This is a genomic window from Pararhodobacter oceanensis (genome assembly GCF_003076755.1).
GTDB lineage: Bacteria > Pseudomonadota > Alphaproteobacteria > Rhodobacterales > Rhodobacteraceae > Pararhodobacter > Pararhodobacter oceanensis.
In genome coordinates this window covers 434192-460520 of record NZ_QDKM01000001.1, presented here as the reverse complement: position 1 = coordinate 460520, position 26329 = coordinate 434192, and the positions used below count along the sequence as shown (strand labels likewise).

General features: G+C 63.6%; 26 protein-coding genes. 11 read left to right on the top strand and 15 right to left on the bottom strand.

All coding sequences use genetic code 11. The annotated features are described in order from the left end of the window. Positions 1-18 precede the first annotated feature (18 nt). Both DDE20_RS02040 and DDE20_RS02035 read left to right on the top strand, forming a co-directional pair. Positions 19-408: an antitoxin Xre-like helix-turn-helix domain-containing protein gene (locus tag DDE20_RS02040; RefSeq protein WP_116556769.1), complete on the top strand. Its 390-nt coding sequence runs from the start codon at positions 19-21 to the stop codon at positions 406-408. After that, positions 405-1103, top strand: coding sequence for an RES family NAD+ phosphorylase (locus tag DDE20_RS02035; protein ID WP_116556768.1), 699 nt, complete (start codon positions 405-407; stop codon positions 1101-1103). The genes DDE20_RS02040 and DDE20_RS02035 overlap by 4 nt, the downstream gene beginning before the upstream one ends. 16 nt (positions 1104-1119) lie before the next feature. Here DDE20_RS02035 and DDE20_RS02030 read toward each other — a convergent pair whose 3' ends face one another. The 6 genes from DDE20_RS02030 to DDE20_RS02005 all read right to left on the bottom strand — a co-directional run bounded on the left by DDE20_RS02030 (position 1120) and on the right by DDE20_RS02005 (position 7464). Beyond that, complete coding sequence (locus tag DDE20_RS02030; RefSeq protein ID WP_116556767.1) at positions 1120-1989, bottom strand: alpha/beta fold hydrolase; 870 nt, start codon at positions 1987-1989, stop codon at positions 1120-1122. Further along, a complete protein-coding gene (locus DDE20_RS02025) occupies positions 1986-3461 on the bottom strand; it encodes a M81 family metallopeptidase (protein WP_116556766.1) in 1476 nt (491 codons plus the stop codon). Before DDE20_RS02025 ends, DDE20_RS02030 begins: the two co-directional genes overlap by 4 nt. Continuing rightward, the gene (locus DDE20_RS02020) at positions 3458-3994 is read right to left on the bottom strand and encodes a TRAP transporter small permease (RefSeq protein WP_240607810.1); all 537 of its coding nucleotides are present in this window, start codon (positions 3992-3994) and stop codon (positions 3458-3460) included. The genes DDE20_RS02025 and DDE20_RS02020 overlap by 4 nt, the downstream gene beginning before the upstream one ends. A gap of 20 nt (positions 3995-4014) precedes the next feature. Then, positions 4015-4989, bottom strand: coding sequence for a TRAP transporter substrate-binding protein (locus DDE20_RS02015; protein WP_116556765.1), 975 nt, complete (start codon positions 4987-4989; stop codon positions 4015-4017). Between the two features lie 61 nt (positions 4990-5050). Then, positions 5051-6337, bottom strand: a complete 1287-nt coding sequence (locus tag DDE20_RS02010; protein WP_116556764.1) for a TRAP transporter large permease — start codon at positions 6335-6337, stop codon at positions 5051-5053. Then, positions 6334-7464, bottom strand: a complete 1131-nt coding sequence (locus tag DDE20_RS02005; RefSeq protein WP_116556763.1) for an NAD(P)/FAD-dependent oxidoreductase — start codon at positions 7462-7464, stop codon at positions 6334-6336. Before DDE20_RS02005 ends, DDE20_RS02010 begins: the two co-directional genes overlap by 4 nt. A gap of 117 nt (positions 7465-7581) precedes the next feature. Here DDE20_RS02005 and DDE20_RS02000 point away from each other — a divergent pair, with 117 nt between their 5' ends. From DDE20_RS02000 to DDE20_RS01975, 6 genes are all read left to right on the top strand, one after another. Next, the gene (locus tag DDE20_RS02000; RefSeq protein WP_116556762.1) at positions 7582-8229 is read left to right on the top strand and encodes a helix-turn-helix domain-containing protein; all 648 of its coding nucleotides are present in this window, start codon (positions 7582-7584) and stop codon (positions 8227-8229) included. Between the two features lie 12 nt (positions 8230-8241). After that, positions 8242-9309, top strand: a complete 1068-nt coding sequence (locus DDE20_RS01995; protein ID WP_240607809.1) for a sensor histidine kinase — start codon at positions 8242-8244, stop codon at positions 9307-9309. A gap of 124 nt (positions 9310-9433) precedes the next feature. Beyond that, on the top strand, positions 9434-9760 hold the full coding sequence (locus DDE20_RS01990) for an ATP-binding cassette domain-containing protein (RefSeq protein ID WP_116556761.1): 327 nt from the start codon (positions 9434-9436) through the stop codon (positions 9758-9760). Positions 9761-9763: 3 nt separating this feature from the next. Then, the gene (gene phoU, locus DDE20_RS01985) at positions 9764-10483 is read left to right on the top strand and encodes a phosphate signaling complex protein PhoU (protein ID WP_116556760.1); all 720 of its coding nucleotides are present in this window, start codon (positions 9764-9766) and stop codon (positions 10481-10483) included. Between the two features lie 3 nt (positions 10484-10486). Beyond that, positions 10487-11173 carry a phosphate regulon transcriptional regulator PhoB gene (gene phoB / locus DDE20_RS01980; protein ID WP_116556759.1) on the top strand — a complete coding sequence of 229 codons (687 nt, stop codon included), beginning with the start codon at positions 10487-10489 and terminating at the stop codon, positions 11171-11173. An 89-nt stretch (positions 11174-11262) separates the two neighbouring features. Further along, positions 11263-12009: a sulfite exporter TauE/SafE family protein gene (locus DDE20_RS01975; protein ID WP_116556758.1), complete on the top strand. Its 747-nt coding sequence runs from the start codon at positions 11263-11265 to the stop codon at positions 12007-12009. Positions 12010-12018: 9 nt separating this feature from the next. On the opposite strand, the gene DDE20_RS01970 is transcribed toward DDE20_RS01975, so the two are convergent. Then, positions 12019-12708 (bottom strand): phosphoribosyltransferase, encoded by a 690-nt coding sequence (locus DDE20_RS01970; protein WP_116556757.1) that lies wholly within the window; start codon positions 12706-12708, stop codon positions 12019-12021. 74 nt (positions 12709-12782) lie between these two features. Between DDE20_RS01970 and DDE20_RS01965 the strand changes: the two genes are divergently transcribed. Further along, on the top strand, positions 12783-13967 hold the full coding sequence (locus DDE20_RS01965; RefSeq protein ID WP_116556756.1) for a M20 aminoacylase family protein: 1185 nt from the start codon (positions 12783-12785) through the stop codon (positions 13965-13967). On the opposite strand, the gene DDE20_RS01960 is transcribed toward DDE20_RS01965, so the two are convergent. From DDE20_RS01960 to DDE20_RS01925, 8 genes are all read right to left on the bottom strand, one after another. Then, positions 13964-14884 carry a nucleoside hydrolase gene (locus DDE20_RS01960; protein ID WP_240607808.1) on the bottom strand — a complete coding sequence of 307 codons (921 nt, stop codon included), beginning with the start codon at positions 14882-14884 and terminating at the stop codon, positions 13964-13966. The two genes, DDE20_RS01965 and DDE20_RS01960, sit on opposite strands and share 4 nt — an antisense overlap. A 4-nt stretch (positions 14885-14888) precedes the next feature. Further along, positions 14889-16223, bottom strand: a complete 1335-nt coding sequence (locus DDE20_RS01955) for an amidohydrolase family protein (protein ID WP_116556755.1) — start codon at positions 16221-16223, stop codon at positions 14889-14891. Next, complete coding sequence (locus DDE20_RS01950) at positions 16220-17281, bottom strand: ABC transporter ATP-binding protein (protein ID WP_116556754.1); 1062 nt, start codon at positions 17279-17281, stop codon at positions 16220-16222. Before DDE20_RS01950 ends, DDE20_RS01955 begins: the two co-directional genes overlap by 4 nt. 16 nt (positions 17282-17297) lie before the next feature. After that, a complete protein-coding gene (locus DDE20_RS01945) occupies positions 17298-18086 on the bottom strand; it encodes an ABC transporter permease (RefSeq protein ID WP_116556753.1) in 789 nt (262 codons plus the stop codon). Position 18087: 1 nt separating this feature from the next. Continuing rightward, entirely contained in the window at positions 18088-18912 is an 825-nt protein-coding gene (locus DDE20_RS01940) for an ABC transporter permease (protein ID WP_116556752.1), read from the bottom strand. Positions 18913-18986: 74 nt separating this feature from the next. Beyond that, the gene (locus DDE20_RS01935) at positions 18987-20024 is read right to left on the bottom strand and encodes an ABC transporter substrate-binding protein (protein ID WP_116556751.1); all 1038 of its coding nucleotides are present in this window, start codon (positions 20022-20024) and stop codon (positions 18987-18989) included. Positions 20025-20149: 125 nt separating this feature from the next. Then, positions 20150-22018: an adenine deaminase gene (locus DDE20_RS01930; RefSeq protein WP_116556750.1), complete on the bottom strand. Its 1869-nt coding sequence runs from the start codon at positions 22016-22018 to the stop codon at positions 20150-20152. Continuing rightward, entirely contained in the window at positions 22015-22980 is a 966-nt protein-coding gene (locus DDE20_RS01925) for a nucleoside hydrolase (RefSeq protein ID WP_116556749.1), read from the bottom strand. The genes DDE20_RS01930 and DDE20_RS01925 overlap by 4 nt, the downstream gene beginning before the upstream one ends. Before the next feature lie 264 nt (positions 22981-23244). On the opposite strand from DDE20_RS01925, the gene DDE20_RS01920 reads away from it, so the two are divergent. After that, entirely contained in the window at positions 23245-24504 is a 1260-nt protein-coding gene (locus DDE20_RS01920) for a D-amino acid dehydrogenase (protein ID WP_116556748.1), read from the top strand. A 168-nt stretch (positions 24505-24672) separates the two neighbouring features. Further along, complete coding sequence (locus DDE20_RS01915; RefSeq protein ID WP_116556747.1) at positions 24673-26295, top strand: thiamine pyrophosphate-binding protein; 1623 nt, start codon at positions 24673-24675, stop codon at positions 26293-26295. Positions 26296-26329: the final 34 nt, after the last annotated feature.

Genomic DNA, 26329 nt, shown 5'->3' with positions numbered 1-26329 from the left:
ATCATACAGGAGGCCAAAATGCGCGCCGTTGCCAAAATCCATGACCCGTCCCAGACCAATACCGTCGCGCTCAAAGCCTATGCGCGGATCGCCGAGGCTTGGGCGCTCAGCATCAAGGAGGCCGCCGCGCTGGCGGATATGTCCGAGAGCACGTGGAAACGCGCCAAACGCGCCGCCTTTGCCGGTGAGTTGACCAAGGACCAGCTCTTGCGGCTCAGCGCGGTGATCGGGATCTATAAATCGCTCGAATTGTATTTCTCGACACCGCTCGCGCAGCATTGGATGACGCGGCCCAACACCGGCCCTCTGTTCAACGGCGCGCGGCCAGTGGATATGGCGATCGAGGGCGGCTTGCCGATGATCCTGTCGCTGCGCAGCTACCTTGACGCGCTGCGGGGCGGGGCATGAGGCAAACCGAGATTTCTGACCGTGGGCTGGTGCGCCTACTGCCTGCAACCTACCACCAGCCCGCGGCGCTGCGCGGTCTGGTCGATAGCGATGAAGAGTTTGATATCCTTGCCGAAATCGAGGGCATGACCAGCGCACGGCTTGAGGCCGAGCGGGGCCGTAACCTGCATCTAGACCCGCGCGAACTGGCGTGGCGGCGTCGGCGGCAGGACCTGCGGATTTACGGCGACACCCATGTGAATGCGGCCTTCACCTATACCCGCGCGGGCGGCAATCGGTTCAATTCCGGCGAGCGCGGCGCGTGGTATTGCGCATGGGACGGGATGGTTTCACTGGCCGAAGTGGCCTTTCACCGGACCCGCGAATTGCGCTTTACCGGCTGGTTCGAGGATCGCGCGCGCTATGTCGAATTGCTGGCGGATTTCATCGGTGTCTTCGATGATCTGACCGATGAGCCCAGACATATTGCGCTGCATCCCGACCCCGCGCTGGGCTATCCCGAGGGGCAGATCTTGTCCGAAGGCCTGCGCCGTGAAGGCTCGCGTGGGTTGATTTACCCCTCGGTGCGCGCGCCCGAAGGCGGGCGCTGTCTGGTGTGTTTCGAGCCGAACGCGATCCAGAATGTCCGACCCGGCGCGGCTTGGGATCTGGTCTGGGAAGGCACGCCCGAATATTCGGTGATCGCCGCGGTCTAAACGGTGAAGGGCGCGGTTATGCCTGACATACCCCGTCAACCTCTTGCCAATCACCGGAAAGTTCCGCCAGCCCGAGACGCGCCAACAACAGGTTGGAATAAAGCTCGGGCCGCAGCAGATAGGGGAAATGCCCGCCCCACATAAACCGAAAGCCCTTGGCCGGTGCATTGCGCGCGCGCACCGCGTCGCGCATGGCGGGCGGGATCAGCGGATCGTCGAGCGTCTCGATGGTGGTGGCGCTTGCCGCCGTATTGGCGAGGGCCGGCAGTTCGGGGCCGGTTTTAATCGCATCAAGACGGGCGCGCAATTCGGCTTCGGGGATGCGGCCAGCGGCTTCGGTCAACAGAAAGTCGACCATCTCGGCGTGATCGGGATGCGCCGCTTTCCAGGCGTTCATCCCCATGGCGAAACCGGCGCGTAACTCATCAATCGGCGCCGCCCAGAGGTCCGAGGAATAGGGCGGGCGCTGGTCGGCACCCTCGACGGAATGCAGCGTATTGGCGGCAAACAAATGGGTGACGCGCGCGGGGTCTTTGGCGGCAAAATACTGCGCGAGATAGCCGCCAAGCGACGAGCCGAGCAGCGCAACCTTTGCGATGCCAAGCTGGTCAAGGAGCGTGGTTAATCCTTCCGCCCATTCGCGCACCCCGCCGGACGACGGATAGCTGACCGCAAGCACGCGGCGATGCGGAGCCAGCGCGGCAATCTGGTGAAAAAACACATCCGCGCGACCCAAGGTGCCGGGAAGAAACAGAAAAACCTCTGCGTCTTTGCCTGCGCTCTCGCCGGTGTCGATCAGCCCCCAGTCGCGCCCGTCAAGGTTAACGCGGGTCTCGGGGTGTTGCGCGAGGAAAGCGTCGCGGGCGGTCATCAGGGCGTTGCTCATGCGAAAGGATCCTCGATTTTCGGCCAATAGTTGGGCGCGCGCTTGGTGTAGGGGATGGCTTTGAAATCCGGGGTGATCGCCCCCGGTGTCGCAATCGGAATGATCACGCTGGCAATCGGTGCAAAGCCTGCGCGGTAGTGGTTTGAGGACTTCACGCAGAGATGCCGTTTGCGGCCCAGATCAATGCCCAATTGGGTGAACGCCTCGGGATGAAATGTCTGGGTGCGGGTGTCATTGACCACCAGATCAATGTTGTCATCGGCATTGCCGGTGCCCGCGTCCACCGAGAGCCAGACCATCGTGCCCAGCGCCGCGGGCAGGCTGCCAAAACGCTGGGTCAGGCCAGTGGCGATGCGCTTGATCGTCACCACCAGATCCAGAGGATCGCCTGACATTGGCCCGGATTTCCCGCCCAGACGCACCGGCAATGTCGCGCCTTCGCCGATCTCGGTGCAGAGCTGCACGACCACCGGATCCCAATAGATCCCCGAGGCCACCGAGGTCAGTCCACGGTCAAGGATCGCGCGCAAGAGGAAGGTCGAATCCGAAGGCGCGCCGCCACCGGCATTGTCGGACATATCGGCCAGCACAATCGGCCCGTCGTTATGCCCCGCTGCCGCATCAAGTGCTTCGTCGATGGTCAGGACCTCCTGAAAGATCGCCTCTTTCTCGCGCCAGAGTTTCTCGCCCAACTCGCGGGCCATGGTCTCGGCCAGCGCCGCATCGCCATCGGTGATCGCCAGCGCGCGGGCGCCGGTGCGCTCATGGTCGCCCCAAGGGAAGCCATGCGCCAGAGACAGCGACAACACACCCGCCTCGGCCTCACGCGCGGACATCGCGTCAACGTAGTCGCGCATCGGCCCCTCGGGCGTCGGCATCGCCATGATGATCCGGCAGTCGTAATCGCGCATCACTGGTTGGATCTTGCCCTCGGCGGCGTCGGCGATCAGGGTGAACAATTCCGCGCCGCGTTCAAGCACGTCGATATGCGGATATTCCTTGAAGCAGATCAGCGCGTCGGCCTTAGTCAGCATCGCCTCGGTCAGATGGCAATGCGGGTCCAAAAGCGCGCCGATCTTGGCCTCGGGCGCGATCTCGCGCAGACGGGCAATCAGATCGCCTTCGCAATCGGGGTAGCCATCGGCGATCATCGCGCCGTGCAGTTGCAGCAAGATCATATCCACCGGCATCGCGGCTTGCAGATCCTTGATGATCTCGTCACGAAAATCCTCATAGACCTTGCGCACCGTCAGCCCGCCGGGCTGGGCGAAGGCGGCGAGGCTCTCGGTGACCGGCCAGCCGCGCGCCTCGGCGGCGTCGCGCCAGAGCCGCAGCGCACCGGTCCAATAGACCGGCGGCGATTTGGTGGCGGTGCCGTGGTGGATATGGCCCTCCTCAAACGCGGCGATGCCGGTGGGCAGCGGCGAGAAAGAGTTGGTTTCGGTGGCCAGACAGGCGATGAATGTCTTCATGATTTCGGGTCTTCTGTATCGGCGCCGCTAAGTTGCATGGCCAGCCGCGCGGTCAGATGCAGCACGATTAATGCGAAAGCCAGCGGCACGGCGGCGGTGAAAAAGATCATCGGCAGCGGGATCATCTCGGCGGTGCGCGACAGGCTGCGGCCAAGAAAGCCACGCGCGAGGTTCATATTGGGGCCATAGAGGCTGAACCAGATCACCGGCAGGGCGAACATCAGCACGCCGGTGGCGCGGATCAGCGACAGGATGTTGCCGAGGCGGCCCTTGATCGCCGCCGCTTGCGGAAACAGCGAGGGGTCGGCGCGCGCGTAATAGGCCGCCGAGGCGCCCAGCATCCCCGCCCAGACCATAGCGCGGCGCGCCAGTTCTTCGGTCCAGATCGGCGGGGCGGCAAAGACGTAGCGCGCGATGACCTGCCAGCCGGCGGCAAAGACCATCACCAGCACCGCCAGCACCGCACCCCAAAGGGCGATGGTGTTCAGCGTGGCCGAGAGGCGGTCGAGCCCTGTGGCAATCTTGCGGATCATCGCGCGCGTCCTTTGCCGTCTTAGTTGTCGCGCGCGGCCTGCCACGCGGCAAGCTGCTCTTCGTCGACAATCGCGCCGTAGGTGGTCTCGGATGCCGCTTGGAATTCGGCGCGCGCCTCATCCGACAGTTCGGTGATCTCCACCCCGGCGGCGACCAATTGATCGGTCACGCCGGTTTGCGCCGCGAGCCATGCGCGGTTGGCGGCGTTGCCCGCATCGGCGGCGGCATCGACGGTGGCGCGCTCATCATCGCTGAGCCCGTCATACCAGTCTTCCGAGACGATGGTGATGCGCAAGGAGGGCGAGATTTGCGCGGGCGTGAAATGCTTGATGAACTCGGTGTGGCCAAAGAGCAGCGGCACGAAGGAGGGGTTCAGATAGCCATCCGCCACGCCGGTTTGCAGCGCGTTGGGCACTTCCGCCCAGCTGACGATGGTGCCAGTCGAGCCCCAAGCGGCGTAAAGCTCGATCTGGCTTTCATCGAGGGCCCGCATCCTGAGCCCCTCCATATCCGCCATCGAGGAAATCGCGCGCTGGGTGTTGAAAATGCCGGTCGCCGGTCCGACGGTGTTCACCGCCAGCACCTGCACGCCGGTGCCGTCGAGCCCTTCGTTGATCGCGGCCAGCATACCGTTGTCATAAAGCGCGTGGTCAACCTCGGAGATATCGGCAAAGAAATAGGGCAGGCGCAGCCCGTAGATCAGCGTGTCGAGCGAGGAGACGATGCCCAGGGGCGACATGCCGATTTCCAACAGCCCTTGGCTGACCTGATCGAAGACCTCGTCATCGCCGCCGAGCGCGCCGCGCTGGTATTCCTCGGCCTCCATGCCGTTCTCATTGAGATGCGTGGCAAAGGCATGCGCCCAGACATAGCTGCCCGAGGTGGCCAGATCGGCGGGGCTGTCGAGCGCGATCTTGATCTGCGCCGAGGCCGCCGAGCCGCTGGCTAGTAGCGCCGCAAGTCCGGCGGCTTTCAGGAATGTGGTTGGTGTCATAGTCTTCCTCCCGGTTTATCGTTGGTTGTGGTTAATTTGGTTGGGTCGTGGTTAATTTCGGTCATTGCGCGATCAGACCCATGGTGCGGGGCAGCCAGAGCGTCAGGTCCGGCACTGCGACCAAGAGCGCCAGAACCGCGATCTGGATCAGTAGAAACGGCAGCACCGCCCGCGCCAGCGCCCAGTAATTCGCCCCCGTCACCGTCGAGACCACCAAGAGGCAGGCGCCCAAGGGCGGCGAGATCAGGCCCAGCGACAGGTTGAAACAGACAATTATGCCCAGATGCACCGGATCGGCCCCCTGCGCGATGGCCACCGGCGCCAAGAGCGGCACCAAGAGCGCCAAGGCGACGGGGATATCGAGAAACATGCCCGAGATCAGAAAGATCACATTGAGCAGGATCATATATTCCAGTGGCCCGAGGCCCAATTCGGTGACCGTGCTGGCGATCGCTTCGGGCAGACGCTCGAGCGCACCGAGATAACCAAGTGCGGAGACCGCCGCGATGATCATGAAAATCGAGCCCGAGAGCATCGCCGTGCGGCGCAGCGCGAGGAGCAATTCGCCCATTGCCAGCCGCTCGTAGAACATCCCCGCCAGCGTCGCCGCGACCACCGCGACGGCGGCGGCTTCGGTCGGGGTCATCCAGCCCAAGACGATGCCGCCGACGATGATCATCGGAATGCTCAGCGCCGGAACTGCCCGCAACAGGGTCGGAAAGAACGGCGGCACGTCCTCGCGCGCAAGCCGCGGGTGATCGTCGCGCCATGCGTAGAAACTGTTCACCGCCATCAGCGCCACGGCCAGAATCAGTCCGGGGATCAGCCCCGCGATGAACAGCGCGGTCACCGAGGTGCCCATGAGCGCGCCGTAGAAAATCATGATGATCGAGGGCGGCACAATCGGGCCGATGATCGAGGAGGCGGCGGTGATCGCGCCGGCATAGGGCAGTTTATAGCCCTGTTCGGTCATCGCCGGCACCAGCGTGTTCGACACCGCCGCGCTATCGGCCACCGCCGAGCCGGAGATACCGGCGAAAAACACCGACGTGAGCACATTCACATGCCCGAGCCCGCCGCGCACCCGCCCGACCATCGCCATCGCCAGCCGGATCAACACCCGCGTGACGCCGCCACGGTTCATCACCTCACCGGCGAGGATAAACAGCGGCATCGCCATCAGCGCGAACACATCAATCTTCGAGAAAATCTGCTGCGGCAGGATCGCCAGATAGCGCTCTTGTCCGGCGGCGAAGAACGCCAGCACGGTGGCGCCGCCAACGACATAGGCAATCGCCAGCCCCGAGCCGAGCAAGAGTGCGCCCAGAAGGGGGGCGGCCCAGATCATGCGCGCTGCCCCGCGCGGTTGGGCGCCAGTGCCTCGGCGGTGACGCCTTCGGCCTCGATATCAGCGGGGATCTCGCGGTGCAGTGCGAGCGCGGCGGCGGTGCGGGCCAAGGCAGGCGCGCTCTGGATGCCGTATCCGCCCTGGCCAGCGAGCCAGAAGAACCCCGGCGCATCGGGGGCAAAGCCGACCACCGGCACCTTGTCCGCCACGAACGAGCGCAAACCGGCCCATTTATGGTCAATCCGGCGCACCGGCAGATCAAAGGCGGTCTGGATGCGGTCAATGCAGATCGCCACGTCCATCTCGTCGGGCTGCGCGTCGCAGGCGGGCGAGGGGGTTTCATCGGCGGGCGAGACCAGCAGTTTTCCGGCATCGGGGCGCAGGTAGAATTCCTCATCAACATCGACCACCATCGGCCAACCATCGACCGCATGGCCCTCGGGCGGGGTGAGCAGCAGCGCGGTGCGGCGTTTCGGCACCAGACCGATCTGCGCCACGCCCGCCAGCGCGGCGAGATCATCGGCCCAAGCGCCAGCGGCGTTGATCACGATATCGGCGCTGATTTCCCCCGCGCTGGTCTGCAGGTGCCAGGTCTCTCCCTCGCGCGTTATCGCGGTGACCTCGGTGCGCAGCCGCGTCTCGCCACCATGCGCCGCCAGCCCGCGCAGATACTGCCGGTGCAGCGCGTCGACATCAATATCCGCCGCGCCGCTGTCCAGCAAAGCGCCGCCCAGATAGCCCGCGTGAAACAGCGGCAGCATGGCGCGCGCACCCTCTGGCGTCAGGGGCTGCAGGGCGGGGGCGGCGGCCTGTTCGGCGGCCAGCGACTCGGCTTGATCTTTGCGGGCGACAAACAACACATCGCGGTGACGCAGCAGCGGATGCGGGCGGTCGGCGGTGGCGGGCGCGTTGAACGCGGGCCATGAGGCGCGGGTCAGTGCGCGGATCACCGGCGGGCCGTAGCTGGGCGCATAGATCGCCGCCGAGCGGCCCGTGGTGTGATAGCCGGGCTGGTCCTCGCGCTCGAGCAGCAGCACATCTTGGCCCATCTGCGCCAGTTCCGCCGCCACCGATGCGCCCGCAATCCCCGCGCCGACCACCACAATTCCACGTTTCTCGCCGTTCATAGAGTCCCAAACCCTTTACATCCCCGCCACGCTAGCACGATTTTCGGTATTGGAAAGGCAAATTTTTCCGATAAGAAAAACGATTGCGAAGGGCGGGCGGCAGGCTATGATCGCCGCATGACATATGCCGCCCCGCCGCCAACCGCCGATGACCCCGACAGCGAGCGCGCCCAATTTGGCCGCCGTCTCAGGGCGTTGCGCCGTGATCGTGGCTGGACGCTTAGCGAATTGGCCGAGCGTTCGGGGCTGGCGGTCTCAACGCTTTCCAAAGCCGAGCGCGGGTTGATGTCGCTGACCTATGACCGGATGTTGCAATTGGCGCGCGGCATCGGGGTGGATATGGCCGAACTCTTCACCCCCGATGGCACCAGTTTCGCGCCGGGCAGTTTCGCGGTCGCCGCCAAGGGTGAGTTCAAGCGGCAGGAGACCCCGAATTACGTCTATGAGATGCTGTTCCCCGAAATCCGCAACAAGGCGATGGTGCCGATGATGGGGACATTGAAAGCGCATGATCTCAAGGACTTCGATGACTTCGTGCGCCATCCCGGTCAGGAATTCCTGATCGTGCTCGAAGGCGCGATCACGGTGTTTGCCGAGGGTAAGGCGCCGGTCACTTTGCGCCAAGGCGACAGCCTCTATTTGGACAGCTCGCGCGGGCATCTCTATGCTTCGGCGGGGGCGCAGGACGCGCGCATTCTGGTGGTCTGCACCGAGCCGGACACCACCGAGCCCGCACCTGCCGACGCCTCTGGGTCGAGGGTCTGAGAGGTGGGCGGCGTGGAGAAGGGCACATGTGCAGAGGTCGAGGCGCTGATCGCCGCCGTGCCATTGCCGGCGCTGGTCATTGGTCCGACGCAGAAGGTCGAAGCGATGAACCCGCGCGGCGCGGCGCTCTTGGGGGCGGCCTGCCTCGGGCGGCATTTCACCACCGGATTGCGTCATCCCAAACTGGTCGAGGCGGTGGAGCACTGCTTGCAGGATCAGGTGCCGCGCGATGTCTCTTACCAGATCGTCGATAGCGGCAGCGAGATGCATTACGACGTGCATATTCATGCGATTGCGGGCAGCGATCTGATATTGCTCAGCTTTGAAAACGCCACCGCATTGGCCCAAGCCGAGCAGATGCGCCGCGATTTCGTCGCCAATGTCAGCCATGAATTGCGCACGCCGCTGACCGGATTGATCGGTTTCATCGAGACCCTGCGCGGTCCGGCGCGAGAGGATGCCAAGGCGCGCGAGCGGTTCTTGGGCATTATGGCCAGCGAGGCCGAGCGGATGAACCGGCTGGTCGCGGGGCTGTTGTCGCTCAGCCGTGTCGAGGCCGATGGCAGGCTACGCCCGACCACACGGCTGGATCTGCGCCGCGTGTTGCAAAGCGTGCTGGCCAACCTTGATCCCTTGGCGCGCGAGAACCGCGTTGACCTGCAGTATACGCCGCCTGAGGCGCCGCTCTGGATCACCGGAGATTCCGATCAATTGCTGCAGGTGTTTACCAATCTGGTGGAGAACGCGGTCAAATACGGCGGTGCCGACCAGCGGGTGGAGATTTCGGTGCAAAACCTGCCCCATGATCCGGTGCTGCGCGGCCCTGCCATAGCGGTCACGGTGCGCGATCATGGGCCGGGGATTGATCCGATCCATCTGCCGCGCCTGACCGAGCGATTCTACCGCGCCGACAGCCACCGCAGCCGCGAATTGGGCGGCTCGGGGCTGGGGCTGGCGATTGTGAAACATATCCTCAACCGCCATCGCGGGCGGCTCAGGGTGGCCAGCGAACCGGGGCAGGGGGCGGTGTTCACCGTGGTGCTGCCGCCTGCGCAGGTGCCCGAGAGCGACAAGAATTAGGGCTGACCGGCACTCTGTCACAAAACGATTACACGCCTGTCGCATTTCCGAGACACGCGGCGCGCAATACCGCGTCAGGATCATCAGGGGATGCTCCGGTTTCAGGACGACGACAGCAGCTTTCATGTCTTTTATTCAATCTACCGCCTCGACCTTCGCCAATGCCTCGCCCTCGGCAGATGCCACCGCCGCGCGCAGGGGCGTCAGGACGCTCATTCTCCGCGCCACCTCTGCGGCTGCGACCACACAGGGCGAGAGGTTGATCGACGATCTGCGCCAAAACCACCCTGCCGCGGGTGTCACCCATCTGGCGCCACAGGCCGCGCGGCTGAGCCAGAAAACCGCGTTTTCTTATCGCACTGCTCTGGTAGACTACGGCAAAACGGGGCAGATGTTCACCGCACCCGGCGACAGGCACCCTGTAAGCGACATCACCGGCAGGATTGGATAAACCATGCAAAACGAGCATATCTCATCGGCCTTTGACACCGACCTTGAGGCGGTGCAGGCGCTGATCATGAAAATGGGCGGTCTGGTCGAAAACGCCATCCACCAAGGCATGCAATCGCTGGAGGCCCGCGACGAGGAACTGGCGCAGGTGGTGCGCGCTGCCGACGCCGAGATCGACGCGCTGGAAGAAGAGATCAACGAGGGCGCGGCGCGGATCATTGCCCTGCGCGCGCCGACCGCGGTTGACCTGCGGCTGGTGCTCAGCGTGATCAAAATCAGCGGCAATTTGGAACGTATCGGCGATTACGCGAAGAACATGGCCAAACGCACCGAGGTATTGTCGCAGGCGGCGCCGATCCGCGACAGCACCGGCACGCTGCGTCGGATGACCCGCGCCGTCGAGGGGATGCTGAAAGACGCGCTCGACGCCTATATCCACCGCGATGTGGCACTGGCCGAGGATGTGATCGCCCGCGATGTCGATGTCGACCAGATGTATAACGCGCTGTTTCGCAAGTTGCTGACCTTCATGATGGAGGATCCGCGCAATATCACCTCGAGCCTGCATCTGCATTTCATCGCCAAGAACACCGAGCGGATGGGCGATCATGTGACCTCGATTGCCGAGCAGGTGATCTATCTGGCCACCGGCAAACAACCCGACGAGGGGCGGCCCAAGGCCGATACCACCTCGTCTACCGCGTCAACCACAGGTGAGGGCTAACCGATGGCGGCTCTTCAAGCACAGGTCTTGCTGGTCGAGGATGAACCCGCCCAGCGTGAGGTTCTGGTCTATAATCTCGAAGCCGAGGGCTATGCCGTGCGCTGCGCCGCCAATGGCGAAGCTGCGATGCAGATGATCGCCGAGGCCGCGCCGGATCTGGTGATCCTTGACTGGATGATGCCCTTGATGAGCGGCATCGAAGTCTGCCGCCAGATCAAATCCGACCCCGAGACACGGCGGATTCCGGTGATCATGCTCTCTGCGCGCTCGGAAGAGGTCGATACCGTGCGCGGATTGGAAACCGGCGCCGATGACTATGTGGTCAAACCCTATTCGGTCAATGAATTGATCGCCCGTGTGCGCACGCAATTGCGCCGCGTCTCGGCGGTGGCGGTTGCGGTGCTGAATTACGAGGATATCACGTTGGACCCCGAGAGCCACCGCGCCAGCCGTGGCGGCGAGATGCTCAAACTGGGGCCAACCGAATTCCGCCTGCTCAGCCGCTTGATGGAGCGTCCGGGTCGTGTGTTCAGCCGCGATCAACTGCTTGATCTGGTCTGGGGCCGCGATATCTATGTCGATGAACGCACCGTCGATGTGCATATCGGACGGCTGCGCAAGATCCTCACCCGCTCGGGCGGCAGCGACCCGATCCGCACGGTGCGCGGCGCGGGTTATGCGCTGGGCTGACACCGGTTTTCCACGATTTCGCACACCCGAGTTGCACTCCCTTGTTTTTACTGGCTAACAGGGCGCGGTGAGCGAAAGGATTTGGGGCTATGGAGATCATTCTGGTGTTGGTCGCCGCGTTTGGCGCGGGCGTGTTGAACACAATTGCCGGAGGCGGGACCTTCCTGACCTTTCCGGCGCTGGTGTTCATCGGCGTGCCGCCGGTGGTAGCGAATGCGACCAGCGCGGTGGCAGTATTCCCCGGCTATCTGGGTGGCGCCTTCGGGTTTCGCGAGGAATTGCGCAAATTCGAGCGCGCGGTGTTGGTCAAACTGCTGCTGGTGACCTTTGCCGGCGGGCTGATCGGCTCGCTTTTGCTCTTGGTCTCGTCGAATGAGGCCTTCTCGCTGGTGGTGCCCTTCCTGTTGCTGCTGGCGACTTTGGTGTTCCTGTTCGGCGACCGTATCCGCGCATGGGCGGCGGCGAAAAGCCGCGCGGTGTCGCCCTTCGGGACGCTGGGCCTGTTGCTGGTCAGCATCTACGGCGGCTATTTCAACGGCGGCTTGGGGATCGTGCTGCTGGCGCTGTTTGCGCTTTGGGGGATGGTCAATATCCACGAGATGAACGGGCTGAAAAACGGCCTCTCCTTCGCGCTCTCCTCGATCTCGGTGGCGGTGTTTGCGCTGGGCGGGCTGGTCGAGTGGCACCATGCGGTGATCATGATGGTGGCCTCGACCATCGGCGGCTATGCCGGTGCGCCGATTGCGCGGCGACTGCCGAAATCGGCGGTGCGGGCGTTGATCGCCTTGGTCGGGTTTTCAATGAGCGCGGTGTTTTTCTGGCGGCTGATTGCCTGACGGGGGGGCTTAACTTGCCCCCTCATCAACAACATACCCGTCGCCGTCGCGTTTGAGCAGCGGCGACTGGATAGCACCCTTCACCATCTCGGGCTGCGGCAGGGCGCTGCGCCAGCGCGTGCTCTGCGTCATCGCCACGGAAATCCCCACCGGCGTGATCCCCGCCGTCGCCAGCAAACGCAGCACCGCCGCCAACGAGGTGCCACTGCTGACCACATCATCGACCAAGAGCACGCGGCGGCCCTGCAGCAGCGGCAACATGCGCGGATCGAGATAGAGCCGCTTGCTGATATCGGGCGAGGTGATCGAGGAGATCGGCTCGGACAGCGCCTCCGTATACCAGAATTTGCGCGAGAACCCCAAGGGCACCAGCCGCTCATGCCCCAGCCGCCGCGCCACCGCATGCGCTAGCGGCAGGCCGAGCGTCGGCACGCCGACGACCACCTCGGGCGCGGCGTCGCGCCAATGGAAGGCCATGATATCGGCCAGCGCATCCTCGACCGCGAACCCCGCCTGATTGACGATCAGCGAGGCCACCGCCGCGCCATCCCCGCGCGGCAAATCACGGATCGGCAGCAGCAATTGCCGCCCGTCGGGCAGCGTCGCGGGATAGGCGCCGTGATAGCGCATGCCGGGGCCGGTTGGATGGGTGCCGGGCGCGTCAAGCCGCTGCCAGAACTCATGCGGTTTCATATCCATGGGCGGAGCCTCTTGTCATGTGCGCTGCGATGGGTCACATGCCTTTGACCCAGAACAGCAAGGATTGGCAAGCCATGTCCGCCCCCGTGACCCTCACCGCCGAAGAATTAACCATGCTCACCGCGCTGCGCCATGATCTGCACGCGCATCCCGAGCTGGGCTTTGAAGAAGAGCGCACCGCCGAGATTGTCGCGCAGAAATTGGCCGAAGCAGGGATCACCGTGACCCGCGGCTTGGGCAAGACCGGCGTTGTCGGCACGCTGACCGTAGGCAATGGCACCGGCCGGATTGCGCTGCGAGCGGATATGGATGCGCTGGCGATGCCCGAGCAGGCCGAGCAGGCCGAGCGCCCGTATAAATCCACGCAACCCGGCAAGATGCACGCCTGCGGCCATGACGGTCACACCACGATGTTATTGGGCGCGGCGCGGCATCTGGCGGAAACGCGGGGTTTCTCGGGCACGGTGCATTTCATTTTCCAGCCCGCCGAAGAGGGGCGCGGCGGCGCGGCAGCGATGCTCGACGACAGGTTCTTTGAGCGGTTTCCGGTCGACCGCGTCTATGGGTTGCACAATATGCCGGGGATGGATGTCGACGAGATGGCGGTGGTCAATGGTCCGCAACTGGCGTCCTCGGACTCATGGGCGGTGACATTCACCGGCACCGGCACCCACGGCGCGAAACCGCATCTGGGCCGCGATCCGGTCACCGCCGCGGGGCATTTTCTGGCGGCGATCCATACGATTGTCGCGCGGGTGGTTGATCCTTTGGAACCGGCGGTGGTTAGCGCCTGCGCGGTTGAGGCGGGGGATTTCAAGGCGCTGAATGTGATCCCCGATACGGCGAAAGTCGCTGGCACCGCGCGGGCCTATTCGGCCGAGGTGCGCGACCAGTTGGAGGCGGAGATCGGCCGGATCGCTCAGGGCATCGCGCAGACCTTCGGGATCACAGCCAGCTATACTTTCACCCGCCGCATTCCGCCGGTGATCAATGATCCCGAGGCCACCGCACGGGCGCTGGCGGCGGCGCAATCGGCGCTGGGCGAGACCCGCGTGCGCACCAGCTTCCCGCCCTCCACCGCAGGCGATGATTTCGCGTTCTTCTCGCAAGAGGTGCCGGGGTGCTATGTCTGGCTTGGCAATGGTCCGGCGGTGGACGGCGCGCTGCATCACAACACGCGCTATGATTTCAACGATGATGCCATTGCCCACGGCGTCGCCTTCTGGACGCGGCTGGTCGAGATGGAACTGGTGGATTAACGCTGGATCGACAGCCCGGCCCAAAGTGCATCCAGCGCTTTGGGCGCGTCGATCCGCATCGCCACCTCGATTTGCGCGCCGTCCTCGGCGGGGATCAGCCGCCCCGGATGCGCCTCGCAATCCACGCGCAAGCGCATGGTCTCGGTGCCAAAGAGCACCGGTTCCAGCGCCATCAGCATCACGCAAGGGTCATGGAGCGGCCGCGAGGAGCGTTCGGTATTACCGGTGAAATAGGCGCGGATCAGGTCTGCCGAGAGCGTTGCGGCGGTGGTGCCGGATGCTGCCAGCCGGTCAAGATCATCCGGCGTGGCGCGCAATCTGCGGGTCACGTCAAGCGGGATCAAGGTGATGGGCACTGATCCTGCGAAGACCTCCTGCGCGGCCAGAGGATCGGCGGCCATGTTGAACTCGGCAAAGGGGCCCATATTGCCCCGCTCATGGATCGTGCCACCCATGGCGATGATGCGGTTGATGCGGGCATAGGCCTCGGGCGCTTCACGGGCCAGCAGCGCCAGATTGGTTAACGGGCCGAGCGCGAGGAGGGTCAGAGTGCCCGTAGGGGCCTCCATCAAGCGCGCGGCCAGAAACGTGGTGGCACCAGTGGCTTCGGGCGCGCGCAGGGGGACGGGCAGCGTGACGCCGCCCATGCCGTCGGCGCCGTGGATCGCCTCTTCATTGATCGCCGCGCCCGCCAATGGCCCCGCCGCGCCCGCCGCATAGGCCACATCTCCGCACGCCATTGCCGCCAGCAGGCTGCCGGCGTTGCGGGTGGTGGTGGTGATGCCGATATTGCCAGCGACGGCGGTGATCCCCTCAACGGCAAAGCGCGGTTCGGCCAGCGCATAGAGGATGCCGACCGCGTCATCGAGGCCCGGGTCGGTGTCGATGATCACGCGCATTGCGTTGGTTGCTGTCATCGGTCTAGCCCTTTGCCGCCATGTCCGCGTCGATCACCGCGATTTCGGCGCGGAATTGATCCGCGACCTGATTGGCGTCGGCCAGCACTTTGGCAGGCTCCAGCGTTTCCAGCTTGCGGTCGTGCATCAGCCATTTGCCATCGACCATCACGTCGCGCACATCATCGGGCATGGTGGCAAAGACCAGTACCGAATAGGGATCATAGATCGGCTGCATGCGCGGAGCCGACAGATCAATGCGGATCAGATCGGCCTGTTTGCCGACCTCCAACGAGCCGGTCTCGGCGTCCATCCCCAGTGCCTTGGCGCCCTCGATGGTGGCCATGCGGATCACCTCGCGGGTGGGCAGGGCGCTGCGGGTATGGCCCAGCACTTTGGCGAAGATCGAGACCACGCCGAATTGCGAGAAGAGATCCAGCGTGTTGCCGCTCATCGGCCCGTCGGTGGCGATGCCCACGGGGATGCCCGCCGCGCGCATATCCTCAACCCGCGCCATCCCGCGCCCCGCCTTGCCGTTCGAGCGCGCGTTATGGGCGACGCCAGTGCCGGAGCGGGCCAGCGCGTCGATATCGGCGTCGTCGATCAACAGGCAATGCGCAGCAATCGTGCCGGGGCGCAGCAGGCCGGCGCGGTCACAAACGGCGGTGGTGGAAATGCCGTGGGTGTCCAGCGCCCAAGCGACCTCGGCCTCGGTTTCCGCCAGATGGATCTGGATGCGGGTCTCGGGGTGCGCGTCATGCCACGCGGCCACCCGTTCGAGCACGGCGGCGCCGGTGGAATAGGGCGCATGCGGCGCGATCGAGGCGGTGATACGGCTGTGACCGGCGCAATAGTCGACCAGTTTGTCGCAAAGCGCGAACCCCTCATCGAAGCTGCGGTGATCGGGTGGGTTGAAATCAGCCAAAGTCTGGCCGACGACACCGCGCATGCCGGAGCGGTCGATCACCCCCGCGACCTCGGTCTCGAAATAATACATATCGGCGACGCAGGTGACGCCGCCCATGATCATTTCCATCGCCGACAGCGTCGATCCCGCGCGCACCATCTCGGGCGAGACGAATTTACGCTCGAGCGGCAGCATATAGCGAAACAGCCGGTCGTCGATATCCTCGCCCAAGCCGCGAAACACCGACATCGCCATATGGCAATGCGGATTGACCATGCCAGGCATGACGATATCGCCGCCCATATCGCGGATCTCGGCGCCCTCGATCTGCGGCGCGGTGCCACCGCCCAGAGCGGTGATCTTACCGTCTTCGATCAACAGCCAGCCGTGGCGGTGCTCGGTCATCACCGCATCCACGGTGAGCAACCAAGCGTTCGTCAACAGAGTGGTCATTCCGGCTGCAGGATCGCGCATTGATCGGGGTTCGGGACCAGTGTTACCTGTGCACCGGACTCGAACGGCGTCGCCAGCGAGCCATTGGCGATCAATTGACCGGCGCCGGTCTGGCACTGGTATTGATAGGCGCGGCCCAGATAGGTGCGCATGCCCAGCGTCGCGGGCAGGCCGGTGGCGCTGGCGTCATTGGTGACCACCAGACCATCGGGGCGGGTGGCCAGAACAAAGGCATCGGGGATCGCGCCCAGACGCTCTTGCGACAGGGTGATCTTGCCGCCGTCGTGGGTCTGCGCATGCACCATCTCTCCGTCGCGGGCGGTCACTTGCAGGTCGATCAGGTTCTCGAAGCCGACGAAATGTGCGACGAATTTATTCGCCGGACGTTGATAGAGTGTCTCGGGCGTGTCCAACTGCATAATCCGGCCGCTGTTCATGATCGCGACGCGGTCCGAGATCGAAAACGCCTCTTCCTGATCATGGGTTACATACAAAGCGGTGGTGCCATTCGCGCGCTGGAGTTGGCGGATCTCCACCCGCATATCGACCCGCAGCTTGGCGTCGAGGTTCGACAGGGGCTCATCGAACATCAACAAAGGCGGCTCGATCACCAGCGCCCGCGCCAGTGCCACCCGCTGCTTTTGCCCGCCCGACAACTCACCGGGCAGACGGTCGGCCAGATGCGCCAGCCCCACACGGTCGAGCATCTCGAGCGCGCGTTTGTCGCGCTCACCGCTGGCAAGCTTGCGCTGCTTGAGGCCGAAGGCGACGTTGTTCTTCACGCTCAGATGCGGGAACAGCGCGTAGTTTTGAAACACCAGCCCGATGTCGCGGCCATGGGCAGGCAGGCGGGTCAGGTCTTTGTCACCAAGCCGGATGGCGCCGGAGGTGGGCTGCAAGAAACCGGCCACCAGCCGCAGCGTGGTGGTCTTGCCGCAGCCGGAGGCGCCGAGCAGCGACACCAGCTCGCCGTCACCAACGGTGAGCGAGAGGTCCTCCAGCACTTTGGTGGTGCCGTAATGCGCGGTGATCTGGTCAATCGAAAGGGGCAGGGTCATGGAAGAAAACGCCTTGTTATTTGGTCACCGCTGTCAGGCCAAGCGTGCGCTCGACAATGATCATGACAATGATGGTCAGCATCATGAGCAACACCGATACCGATGCGATGGTCGGGTCGAAGAATTGCTCAACATGGGCAAGAATTTGGATCGGCAGGGTCGAAATACCGGGTCCGGTCAGGAACAGCGACACCGAGACATCGTTGATCGAGGTGATGAACGCCAGAATGAAGGCCGCCAGAATGCCGGAGCGGACATTGGGCAATACGATGGTGAAAAAGGTCTTCACCGGACGGCTGCCCAAGGAAATCGCGGCTTCCTCGATGGAAAAATCAAACGATGCCAATGACGCCGAAATCACCCGGATCACATAGGGCAGCACCAAGAGCGTATGGCCGATCAGCAGCGCGAAGAACACCGGCACGCCGAGGCCGACGTTGATCGAGCGCAGCAAGGAAAAGCCGATCACAATCTCGGGGATGAGGATCGGCAGCACGAACAGCGTCGACAGCCAGCCGGGCAGCTGGATGCGGTGCCGGTTCAGCGCATAGGCCGCCGGAATGCCGATCAGCAGCGCCATCGCCGTGCCCAGCAGCGCGACTTGGAACGAGGTCACGATGGTGCGCCGGAAGGCACTGATTTCCCAGATATTCTCGAACCAATGCAGGGTCAGCCCTTGCGGCGGAAACGCCAGAAATGTGGTGTCCGAGACCGAGGCCCCGAAGATGATGATCAAGGGGCCGATCAGGAAGATATAGACCACAATGGTCATCAGGATCAGCAGGGGGTGAATGCGCGTTGCCATCTTATGAAGCCATCGGGTTAAGGCGACGCGCCAGACGCGTCATGACAAGAACGGTGGTGACAATCACCACCACCATGATCGCCGCGACCGTCGAGGCGCTGACCCAGTCAAAGGAGGTCATCGCGCGCTGGTGCAGGAAGGTGCCCATCATCATCTGGCGGCTGCCGCCCAGCAAATGCGGCGTCGCATAGGAGGTGAAACTGGCGGTAAACACCAGCACCGCGCCGACAATCAGACCGGGAACGGCCAAGGGCAGCACGACTTGGAAAAACGTCGCGGTCGGCGAGGCACCCAGCGAGGACGAGGCTTGCAGCAGGTCGTCGGGAATATTCTCAAGCACGCCGATCAGCACCAGAATCATCAGCGGCACAAAGATATAGATCAATGCGACGATCACCGAGGTCTGGGTGTAGAGCATCGACAGCGGCCGCTCGATAGCGCCGATCCATTGCAGGAAATTGTTCAAAATCCCGTTGCGCCCGAGAATGATCAGCCAGGCGAACGACCGCACCACCACACCGGTGAGCAGCGGGAACACCGCCAGCACAATCAGCACGGATTTCATCCACGGCGGGCAGCGCGAGACCACATAGGCGGTCAGCAGGCCAAAGACCACCGAGACCACGGTGGCAATCGCCGCGACCTCAAAGGTGCGCCAGAGCACGGTGCGCTGGAACGCCGAGTCGAAAAACGCGCTATAGGGGACAAACAGCCCCTCGGGTTCTGAGAATGTGACGCTGATCGTCGCCGCGACCGGTATGATCAGGAACAACGAAATCGCAAGGGTCGCCGGAGTCGATAGCATCCAGCCCGCAAGACGTTTCATATCAGTTCTTTCGGGATAACAGGGGAGGGGGCTCCGGCGCGATCACCCGCGCCGGAACATAGGTGAATAGCGGCTTACATGCCGAAGATTTCGTTCCAGCGGGCAATCCAGCCGTCAAGCGCGGCGTTCATCGGCTCGTAGTTGACGTGCTGCAGGCTCGAGATCATCGCGTCGCCGTAAGTCCAGGGCGCGGCCTGCTCTTCGGTCAGCACGACATTGGTGTTGACCGGCGCGTCGACGCCTTGCTCGGCCAGTTCCTGCTGGATTTCCTGCGACAGCACGAAGTCGAGGAACATATGCGCCAGTTCCGGCTCGGCGGCGTTGACCGGAATGTTGATCGTGTTCAGCGTCGCAATCGAACCTTCCTCAAGGTCAGCCCAGACCACCGAAGGCACCGCGGCTTGAATGCGACCCAGCGCGAAGTCCTGCGCGATCGAGACGGTGATCTCGCCGGTCGAGAACAGATTGATCATTTCCGAGCCGGTGTTGTAGTTGGTCACCACATTCGGCACTAGTTCGGCGACCTGCTCAAAGGCGGTGTCGGTCTCGGCATAGGCGTCAACCCCGACCCGCTGGCCGGCGCGCAGCACCACCATCGGACCGGCGGTGGTGGTGATCCCCGGCAGCGAGACCGAAGAGGCGAGGTCTTCGCGCCACAGGTCATCCCACGAGGTGATCGGGCTCTCGACGGCATCAGCGTCATAAACAATGCCGACGCGGCCAATCGAATAGGCCGGCCCATATTCGCCCTGCGGCGCCTGCGCGAAATCATAGCTCTCGCTGATATTCGGCACCTGCGCACGGTCAACCGGCTGGAACATGCCCAGCTCGATGCCCAGCTGCGAGAAGCGGTCGGTCAGATAGATCACATCGACACCGGCACCGCTGCGCAGTTGCAGGCGGCTCAGACGGTCCGAGTTGTTGCCGGTTTCAAAGATCACATCGCAGTCGCACATCTCTTCGAACGGGTCGACGATGATTTCCTGCAGCTTGTCGCCGTTGAAACCCCACCAGGAAATGGTGAAGGTGCGCGCCTGCGCCATGGTCGGCGCCGCGGTCATCAGCGCGGCCATCGAGGCGGTCGCGAGGCTGAAGGCTTTCAAGGATGTCATGGTCGTTCCCCTGTGATTTTGAGGCTCAAGCCGAGGCTCGGGCAGTGTCTGGTGATGCGCAAAAGCGTATTTGCTGCGCTGCATGGACGCAAGGTTAACGTCGATTGGCAGATGCGTTAATTTAGCTACCAAACGATGGGATGGGTCTGGCCGGTCGCGACATTCACGAATCCGTGTGGGGCGCGCTCGGAGGGCGCCACTAGCACCCAGCGCCACGGCGCGCAAGTCAATGTGGCAAAGGCCAGACGCTCGGGAAAGCCGGGGAACCAGCGCGGGCTGAAGGTTGGCTCATACATCCAGTCGATCTTGTCGCCCTCGGCGTAAAGCGCCTGCATCTCGGCGTCCAACTCCTGCGGCGCGCGGCAGGTCATCAACCCGCCGACCTCATAGCGCACGGTCGCCACCAGCTTGCCCTCACGGACCAGCGCCCAGCCACCCTGAATTTCGCGCAACGCATTGACCGCCTGCGCCATCGCCGCATCCGACGAGCCCACCGCCCAGATATTGTGTTTGTCATGGCCCATCGAGCAGGCCAGCGCAGTGTCCGGCGTTTTCGGTCCGGTGCCAAGCCAGAACATCGCCGAGGTTTTGCCTTCGCCCGAGAACCGGTCGACAATGGCGAATTTGGTGACATTGCGGCTGGCGTCGCGCTGCACATGACCGTCTTTGACCGGCAGCTCCATCTCGATGAAATCATCATGCCAATGGAACGGGCGCAGGAGCGCCGCAGTCATCGTCTCGCGGCCCGCATGCGCAGGGATGGCGAAATCCTCGGCGGTCATCTCGCGCTGGATGTTCACCGTCTGCGTGGCCCAGTCCGGCCAGTCAATGTGTGGCACCGGCTTCAGATATTCGCCATCCTCGGCGACCAGTTCGCCATCGGCCCAGACCTTGCGGATCGACAGCGTGTCGAGATCATCCAGCAACACAATATCGGCAAACCGCCCCGGCGCGATCGACCCGACCCAAGGCGTCAGCCGCATGTGGCGCGCGGGGTTGATGGTGACCATCTGGATGGCGATCTCGGGCGCAAGCCCAGCGTCGATGGCAAGCCGCACATTGTAATCGGTGGCGCCCAGTTTCAGCGTGTCGGAACACGAGCGGTCATCGGTGGTCAGGGCGAACTGGCTCCAGTCGCCCAGCCCCGCGTCCAAGAGTCCCGTGATCATGTCTTTCACCGAATGCGGGCGCAATTCCATGAACAACCCGCGGCGCAGTTTGTCGAGCACCTCCTCGGCGGTCCAAGCTTCGTGATCCGAGGACAGACCAGCGGCGGCAAAGGCGTTGATCGTCGGCTGGTCCTTGATCCCTGCGGCATGCCCTTCGATGACGCCGCGCTGCGCGAAGGTGGCTTCGATCATTCCCCAGAGCCGGTTATACGAGGGGTTTTCGGGGTTCCAGACCGCGGGCCAATCCATCACCTCGTCCAGCCCCGCCACCATCAGATGGTCGGCCATAAACTCGTGTTGCTCATCAAAGCCGAAATACCCGCCGCCCCATTCATAAGCGGTCGGAGGCACAGCCGAGCCGGGCAGGGGGAAGATCTTCTGCGGGCTGCCCGCAAGCCGCGCGGTGAACCAGAATTGCAGGTTGTTCGGCCCGTCGACATTGGAGAACTCGTGGCTCGCTTCGCAGGTCCACGTGTTGCCATGGGGCAGCACCAGCGCCGCCTCCCATTCCGGCGTGACATGCGAGCTTTCAATGTGTTTGTGCACCTCGCCAAAGCCCGGCACCGCCATCAGATCAGGCTCGTTCACCTCCTGCGCAACCTCTCCGGTAAAGCTGCCCGCAGGGCCGACATAGGCGATGCGGCGGCCCGAAATGATGATCTCTTGGTCCGTCAGCCACATCCGCGAATGCACGTCCAGCAGCTTGCCGACCCGCAGCTTCATGTCAGCGGGGATGTGCCCGAGAGCCACGCGCACCAGCCGCTGGCGGATTTTCACCTCATCGGCGGCATTGATCAGATGGTCGGCGGGGTGTGTCTCGCTCATGGCGCTACGGCCTCCGGTGGTTGCAAGTGCAGCGAGGCGTTGAAATGCGCGACCAAGCGGCTCATGTCCACCGCCTCGATAAAGGTGGCCATCGGCGTGCCCAACCGCCCGCTGGGATCGACCACGGTCATGCCGCGGGTGATGCCGGGGGCGAGGGCGACATCAACCGAGGCGCGCAAAGACTGCGTCACAATCGCCGGTTCGATCACCACGGCGGCGGCCAAAGGATCAACAAAGCGAAAGATATCCCCGGCGCCAAACCCCGCGATCACCTTCCGCGCATGGGCGGCGAGGGCGCGCGAGAAATCCTTGGCGGTTGACGCGGGCACCGCGTCGAGCAGCGCATCGAGTTCCGCACCCGTGATCGTATGGGTCATACAGGCTTCCCAAGGCGCCACGGTGATCGCCAACGGCGCGCCAAAGACAATCGCGGCGGCTTCGGGGTCGGCGTAGATGTTGAACTCGGCGGCGGGGGTGACATTGCCGCGCCCGTAGACCGTCGCGCCCATCAGCGTGACCTGCCCGATACCCTCTGCACAATCGGGCGCCACACGCAGCGCCAGCGCCAGATTGGTCAGCGGGCCGATCATCAAGAGGTCAATCTTCTCGCCCCGTGCCGCCGCCCCGCGCAGGCTGTTGACCAGAAAACCCACCGCATCCCGCCCCGCAGGCTCAAGCCTATGCGCAGGCCGCAGCGCCCCGCCGAGACCATCCGCGCCGTGGATCGCCGCCGCGTCAATCACCGGCTGGCACAGCGGGCGGTCGGCGCCCATATGCACCGGCACAGTGTCGCAACCGGCCACCGCCAGCACCGTCAGAATATTGCGCGTCGCCGCTTGCAGATCGACATTGCCGAAAACGGTGGTGATCGCATCCGGCGTCTTGCCCGCCGCAATCAGCATCAGCAGGGCCTGCGCGTCGTCAACGCCGCCATCGGTATCTAGAATGAGCTGTCGCCCCATGAGCCTGCAGCCCCGTGTTTGTTGATGAATCAATTGTGGTGAATCGGCGCCAACAAATAGATTTACGCCGGATAAGTCCATCCCCTATTGGCCCTGTGGCATGCCGCAGGCGGCCCGAAAAAGCGTCTGTGCCACGCGCGCGCCGCCTGCTAGGTGTCGCAGAAATACCGCGCCCGCGCTCTGTCACCTATAAGTTGTTTGCTACGCTTGCCGCGGCGCATTTCCCGACGCATTCTGCCGAAAATTTCAGCAGGGGGCTTTGCTATGAAAGTCGTTGTCATGGGCGCCGGTGTGATCGGCGTCACCACCGCTTATTATCTTGCCAAACAGGGCGCCGAGGTCACCGTCATCGACCGCCAAAGCGGGCCGGGGCTGGAAACCAGCTATGCCAATGCGGGGCAACTCAGCTACGGGATGAGCTCGCCTTGGGCCGCCCCCGGCATCCCGATGAAAGCCGTGCGCTGGATGTTCATGAAGCGCCGCCCGCTGTTCATCTGGCCGTTGATGAGCCCGGTGATGTGGAAATGGTGCGCGCAGATGCTGCGCAACTGCAATGAGGAAAGCTACAAGATCAACAAAAGCCGGATGGTGCGGATTTCCAGCTATTCGCGCGATGTGATGCCCGAGTTGATCGCCGAGACCGGCATTGAGTTTGACGCTCGCGCGCAGGGCACGCTGCAGCTATTTCGCACCGACAAACAGGTGCGCGCCTCCAAGGCGGATCAGGAGGTGCTGGCGGAATATGGCTCACCCTATGAAGTGCTCGACCGCGACGCCTGTATCGGTGCCGAACCGGCGCTGGCCGAAGTCGCGGATAAATTCGTCGGCGGGCTGCGGTTGACCGCGGATCGCACCGGCGATTGCCGCATGTTCACCATCGCCCTGACCGAGAAATGCGTCGAGATGGGGGTGAACTTTCAATACGGCCAGCCGGTCAAGCGGATTGTCGTGGAGAATGGCAAGATCGCCGGTGTCGAGACCGAATTCGGCGGGCGGATCAGTGCCGACGCCTATGTTTGCGCTTTGGGCAGCTATGCGGTGAATGTGCTGAACCCGCTGGGCATCAGGTTGCCGGTCTATCCGGTCAAAGGCTATTCGGTGACGCTGCCGGTGACCGAGGACGCCTTCGCCCCGCAATCGACGATCATGGACGAGACCCATAAGGTCGCGATCACCCGCCTCGGCGACCGCATCAGGGTTGCCGGACAGGCCGAGATCGCGGGTTATTCCGACCGGCTCGGCCCGCATGCCACCGATACGGTAAAATATGTGATCAATGACCTGTTTCCCAAGGGCGGCGATCTGTCCAAGGCCGAGGGCTGGACCGGTCTGCGCCCGATGACGCCGGATGGCACGCCGGTGTTGGGCGAGACTCACTACGACAACCTTTTCGTGAATACCGGCCACGGCACTTTGGGCTGGACCATGGCCTGCGGTTCGGGCCGCGCGGTGGCGGATGTGGTGATGGGCAAGACGCCCGAGATCTCCTTCGACGGGCTGACCGCCGCGCGCTACACGCGCTGAGCGCGCGTCGGTCTTGCGGGATCTGTTGGCAGGGTGCGTGATTGGCGCGCGAGATTGTGGGTTTAAGCACATTTCTCGCGCCATTGCACCTGACGTCGCTCACTTTGCGCGCACATCGCATCGCATCTGCGCTAACCTCTTGCCGAACCCAGACAGGAGAGAGCCCCGATGACCGAGAAGATGCACGTCTATCAAGCCATTGCCCGCGCGGTCAGCGACCACGGCGTTGACACGATGTTCGGCCTGATGGGCGATGCCAATCTGTTCATGGTCGATAGTTTCGTGCGCGATTGCGGTGGCCGTTTCGTCCCCGCCGCGCATGAGGGCAGCTCGGTCTTGATGGCGCTGGCCTATGCCCATGTCGCGGGTAAGGTCGGCGTCGCCTCGGTGACCCATGGGCCGGCATTAACCAACTGTATGACCGCGCTGACCGAGGGCGCGCGCGGTCATATCCCGATGGTGCTGCTGGCCGGTGACACACCGGTGGAAAACCCGCGCCACCTGCAGGGCATCGACCAGCGCGAAGTGGTCAAGGCGACCGGCGCAGGCTTCAAGCAACTGCGCACGCCCGCGACCGTCGCCATGGATGTGGCGCGCGCCTTCTACCGCGCGCAGGTCGAGCGCCGCCCGATTGTGCTCAACATGCCCGCTGATTTCATGTGGCAGGACACCAGCCATAGCAAACATGTGCTTGATGTCTTCACCGCACCCGGCGGCGTGGCGCAGGGCGATATCCTCGATGAAGCGATCGGCATGATTGCCTCGGCGCGGCGCCCGATGATCCTCGCCGGTGGCGGTGCGGTGGCGGCGCGTGCGCAATTGATCAAACTCGCCGACCGGCTCGAGGCGCCCTTGGCGACCACGCTCAAAGCCAAGGGGCTGTTCAACGATCACCCCTATAATATCGACATTTTCGGCACGCTTTCCACGCCGGCCGCCTATGACCTGATCGCGCAATCCGATTGTATCGTCTGTTTCGGCACCGGCCTGCATGATTTCACCACCGACCGCGGCAAGTTGATGAAGGACAAACGCATCATTCAGGTGGATATCGAGCCCACTGCGATTGGCGGCGGCTTGCATCCCGATGCGGCGCTGGTTGCAGATTCGGGGCTGACCGCCGAGACCATCGTCTATTGGCTCGACGAGGCCGAAATCCCGCCCAGCGGCTTCACCCGCGAGTTGGATATCGAGGTGCTGACCGCGCATCCCACCGGCTCGGCGAAAACTGCCGAGGGCTGCGTGAATTACGTCCATACGCTCGAGCGTTTTGAACAGGCGCTGCCCGAGAACCGCGTGCTAATCACCGATGGCGGGCGCTTCATGACCGAGGTCTGGTGCCGGATTTCCGTGCAAGACCCGCAAAGCTTTGTGGTGACGGCGAATTTCGGATCGATCGGGCTGGGGCTGCAAGAGGCGATCGGTGCCGGATTGGCCGCGCCGGATCGGCCAGTGGTGGTGTTCAGCGGTGACGGCGGTTTCATGATGGGCGGGATCAATGAATTCAACACCGCTGTGCGCCTCGGGCTTGATCTGATCGTGATCGTCGCCAATGATTCCGCCTATGGCGCCGAGCATATCCAGTTCATCGACCGGCAAATGGACCCCAGCCTGACCGAGTTCCACTGGCCCTCTTTCGCCGCTATCGCCACCGCGCTGGGCGGGCAGGGGATCGAGGTAAACTCGAACGACAGTCTCGAAGCCGCGCTTGACGCCCTCAAAACCCGCAACGGCCCCATGCTGATCGAACTCCGCCTTGACCCCCATGACGTGCCGCGCATGCGTATCTAATTCACAGGCAATTCACCGAAAATTTGCCTAAAAT

Bases quoted from the DNA above. Each gene is read 5' to 3' on its own strand.
- DDE20_RS02035 (WP_116556768.1), top strand. From the start codon at position 405: ATGAGGCAAACCGAGATTTCTGACCGTGGGCTGGTGCGCCTACTGCCT.
- DDE20_RS02015 (WP_116556765.1), bottom strand. From the start codon at position 4,989: ATGACACCAACCACATTCCTGAAAGCCGCCGGACTTGCGGCGCTACTA.
- DDE20_RS01940 (WP_116556752.1), bottom strand. From the start codon at position 18,912: ATGAAACGTCTTGCGGGCTGGATGCTATCGACTCCGGCGACCCTTGCG.
- DDE20_RS02000 (WP_116556762.1), top strand. From the start codon at position 7,582: ATGACATATGCCGCCCCGCCGCCAACCGCCGATGACCCCGACAGCGAG.
- DDE20_RS01945 (WP_116556753.1), bottom strand. From the start codon at position 18,086: ATGGCAACGCGCATTCACCCCCTGCTGATCCTGATGACCATTGTGGTC.
- DDE20_RS01920 (WP_116556748.1), top strand. From the start codon at position 23,245: ATGAAAGTCGTTGTCATGGGCGCCGGTGTGATCGGCGTCACCACCGCT.
- DDE20_RS02025 (WP_116556766.1), bottom strand. From the start codon at position 3,461: ATGAAGACATTCATCGCCTGTCTGGCCACCGAAACCAACTCTTTCTCG.
- DDE20_RS02040 (WP_116556769.1), top strand. From the start codon at position 19: ATGCGCGCCGTTGCCAAAATCCATGACCCGTCCCAGACCAATACCGTC.
- DDE20_RS01990 (WP_116556761.1), top strand. From the start codon at position 9,434: ATGTCTTTTATTCAATCTACCGCCTCGACCTTCGCCAATGCCTCGCCC.
- DDE20_RS01955 (WP_116556755.1), bottom strand. From the start codon at position 16,223: ATGACCACTCTGTTGACGAACGCTTGGTTGCTCACCGTGGATGCGGTG.
- DDE20_RS01930 (WP_116556750.1), bottom strand. From the start codon at position 22,018: ATGAGCGAGACACACCCCGCCGACCATCTGATCAATGCCGCCGATGAG.
- DDE20_RS02020 (WP_240607810.1), bottom strand. From the start codon at position 3,994: ATGATCCGCAAGATTGCCACAGGGCTCGACCGCCTCTCGGCCACGCTG.
- DDE20_RS01970 (WP_116556757.1), bottom strand. From the start codon at position 12,708: ATGGATATGAAACCGCATGAGTTCTGGCAGCGGCTTGACGCGCCCGGC.
- DDE20_RS01935 (WP_116556751.1), bottom strand. From the start codon at position 20,024: ATGACATCCTTGAAAGCCTTCAGCCTCGCGACCGCCTCGATGGCCGCG.
- DDE20_RS02005 (WP_116556763.1), bottom strand. From the start codon at position 7,464: ATGAACGGCGAGAAACGTGGAATTGTGGTGGTCGGCGCGGGGATTGCG.
- phoU (WP_116556760.1), top strand. From the start codon at position 9,764: ATGCAAAACGAGCATATCTCATCGGCCTTTGACACCGACCTTGAGGCG.
- DDE20_RS01950 (WP_116556754.1), bottom strand. From the start codon at position 17,281: ATGACCCTGCCCCTTTCGATTGACCAGATCACCGCGCATTACGGCACC.
- phoB (WP_116556759.1), top strand. From the start codon at position 10,487: ATGGCGGCTCTTCAAGCACAGGTCTTGCTGGTCGAGGATGAACCCGCC.
- DDE20_RS01925 (WP_116556749.1), bottom strand. From the start codon at position 22,980: ATGGGGCGACAGCTCATTCTAGATACCGATGGCGGCGTTGACGACGCG.
- DDE20_RS01915 (WP_116556747.1), top strand. From the start codon at position 24,673: ATGACCGAGAAGATGCACGTCTATCAAGCCATTGCCCGCGCGGTCAGC.
- DDE20_RS02030 (WP_116556767.1), bottom strand. From the start codon at position 1,989: ATGAGCAACGCCCTGATGACCGCCCGCGACGCTTTCCTCGCGCAACAC.
- DDE20_RS01965 (WP_116556756.1), top strand. From the start codon at position 12,783: ATGTCCGCCCCCGTGACCCTCACCGCCGAAGAATTAACCATGCTCACC.
- DDE20_RS01960 (WP_240607808.1), bottom strand. From the start codon at position 14,884: ATGACAGCAACCAACGCAATGCGCGTGATCATCGACACCGACCCGGGC.
- DDE20_RS01975 (WP_116556758.1), top strand. From the start codon at position 11,263: ATGGAGATCATTCTGGTGTTGGTCGCCGCGTTTGGCGCGGGCGTGTTG.
- DDE20_RS02010 (WP_116556764.1), bottom strand. From the start codon at position 6,337: ATGATCTGGGCCGCCCCCCTTCTGGGCGCACTCTTGCTCGGCTCGGGG.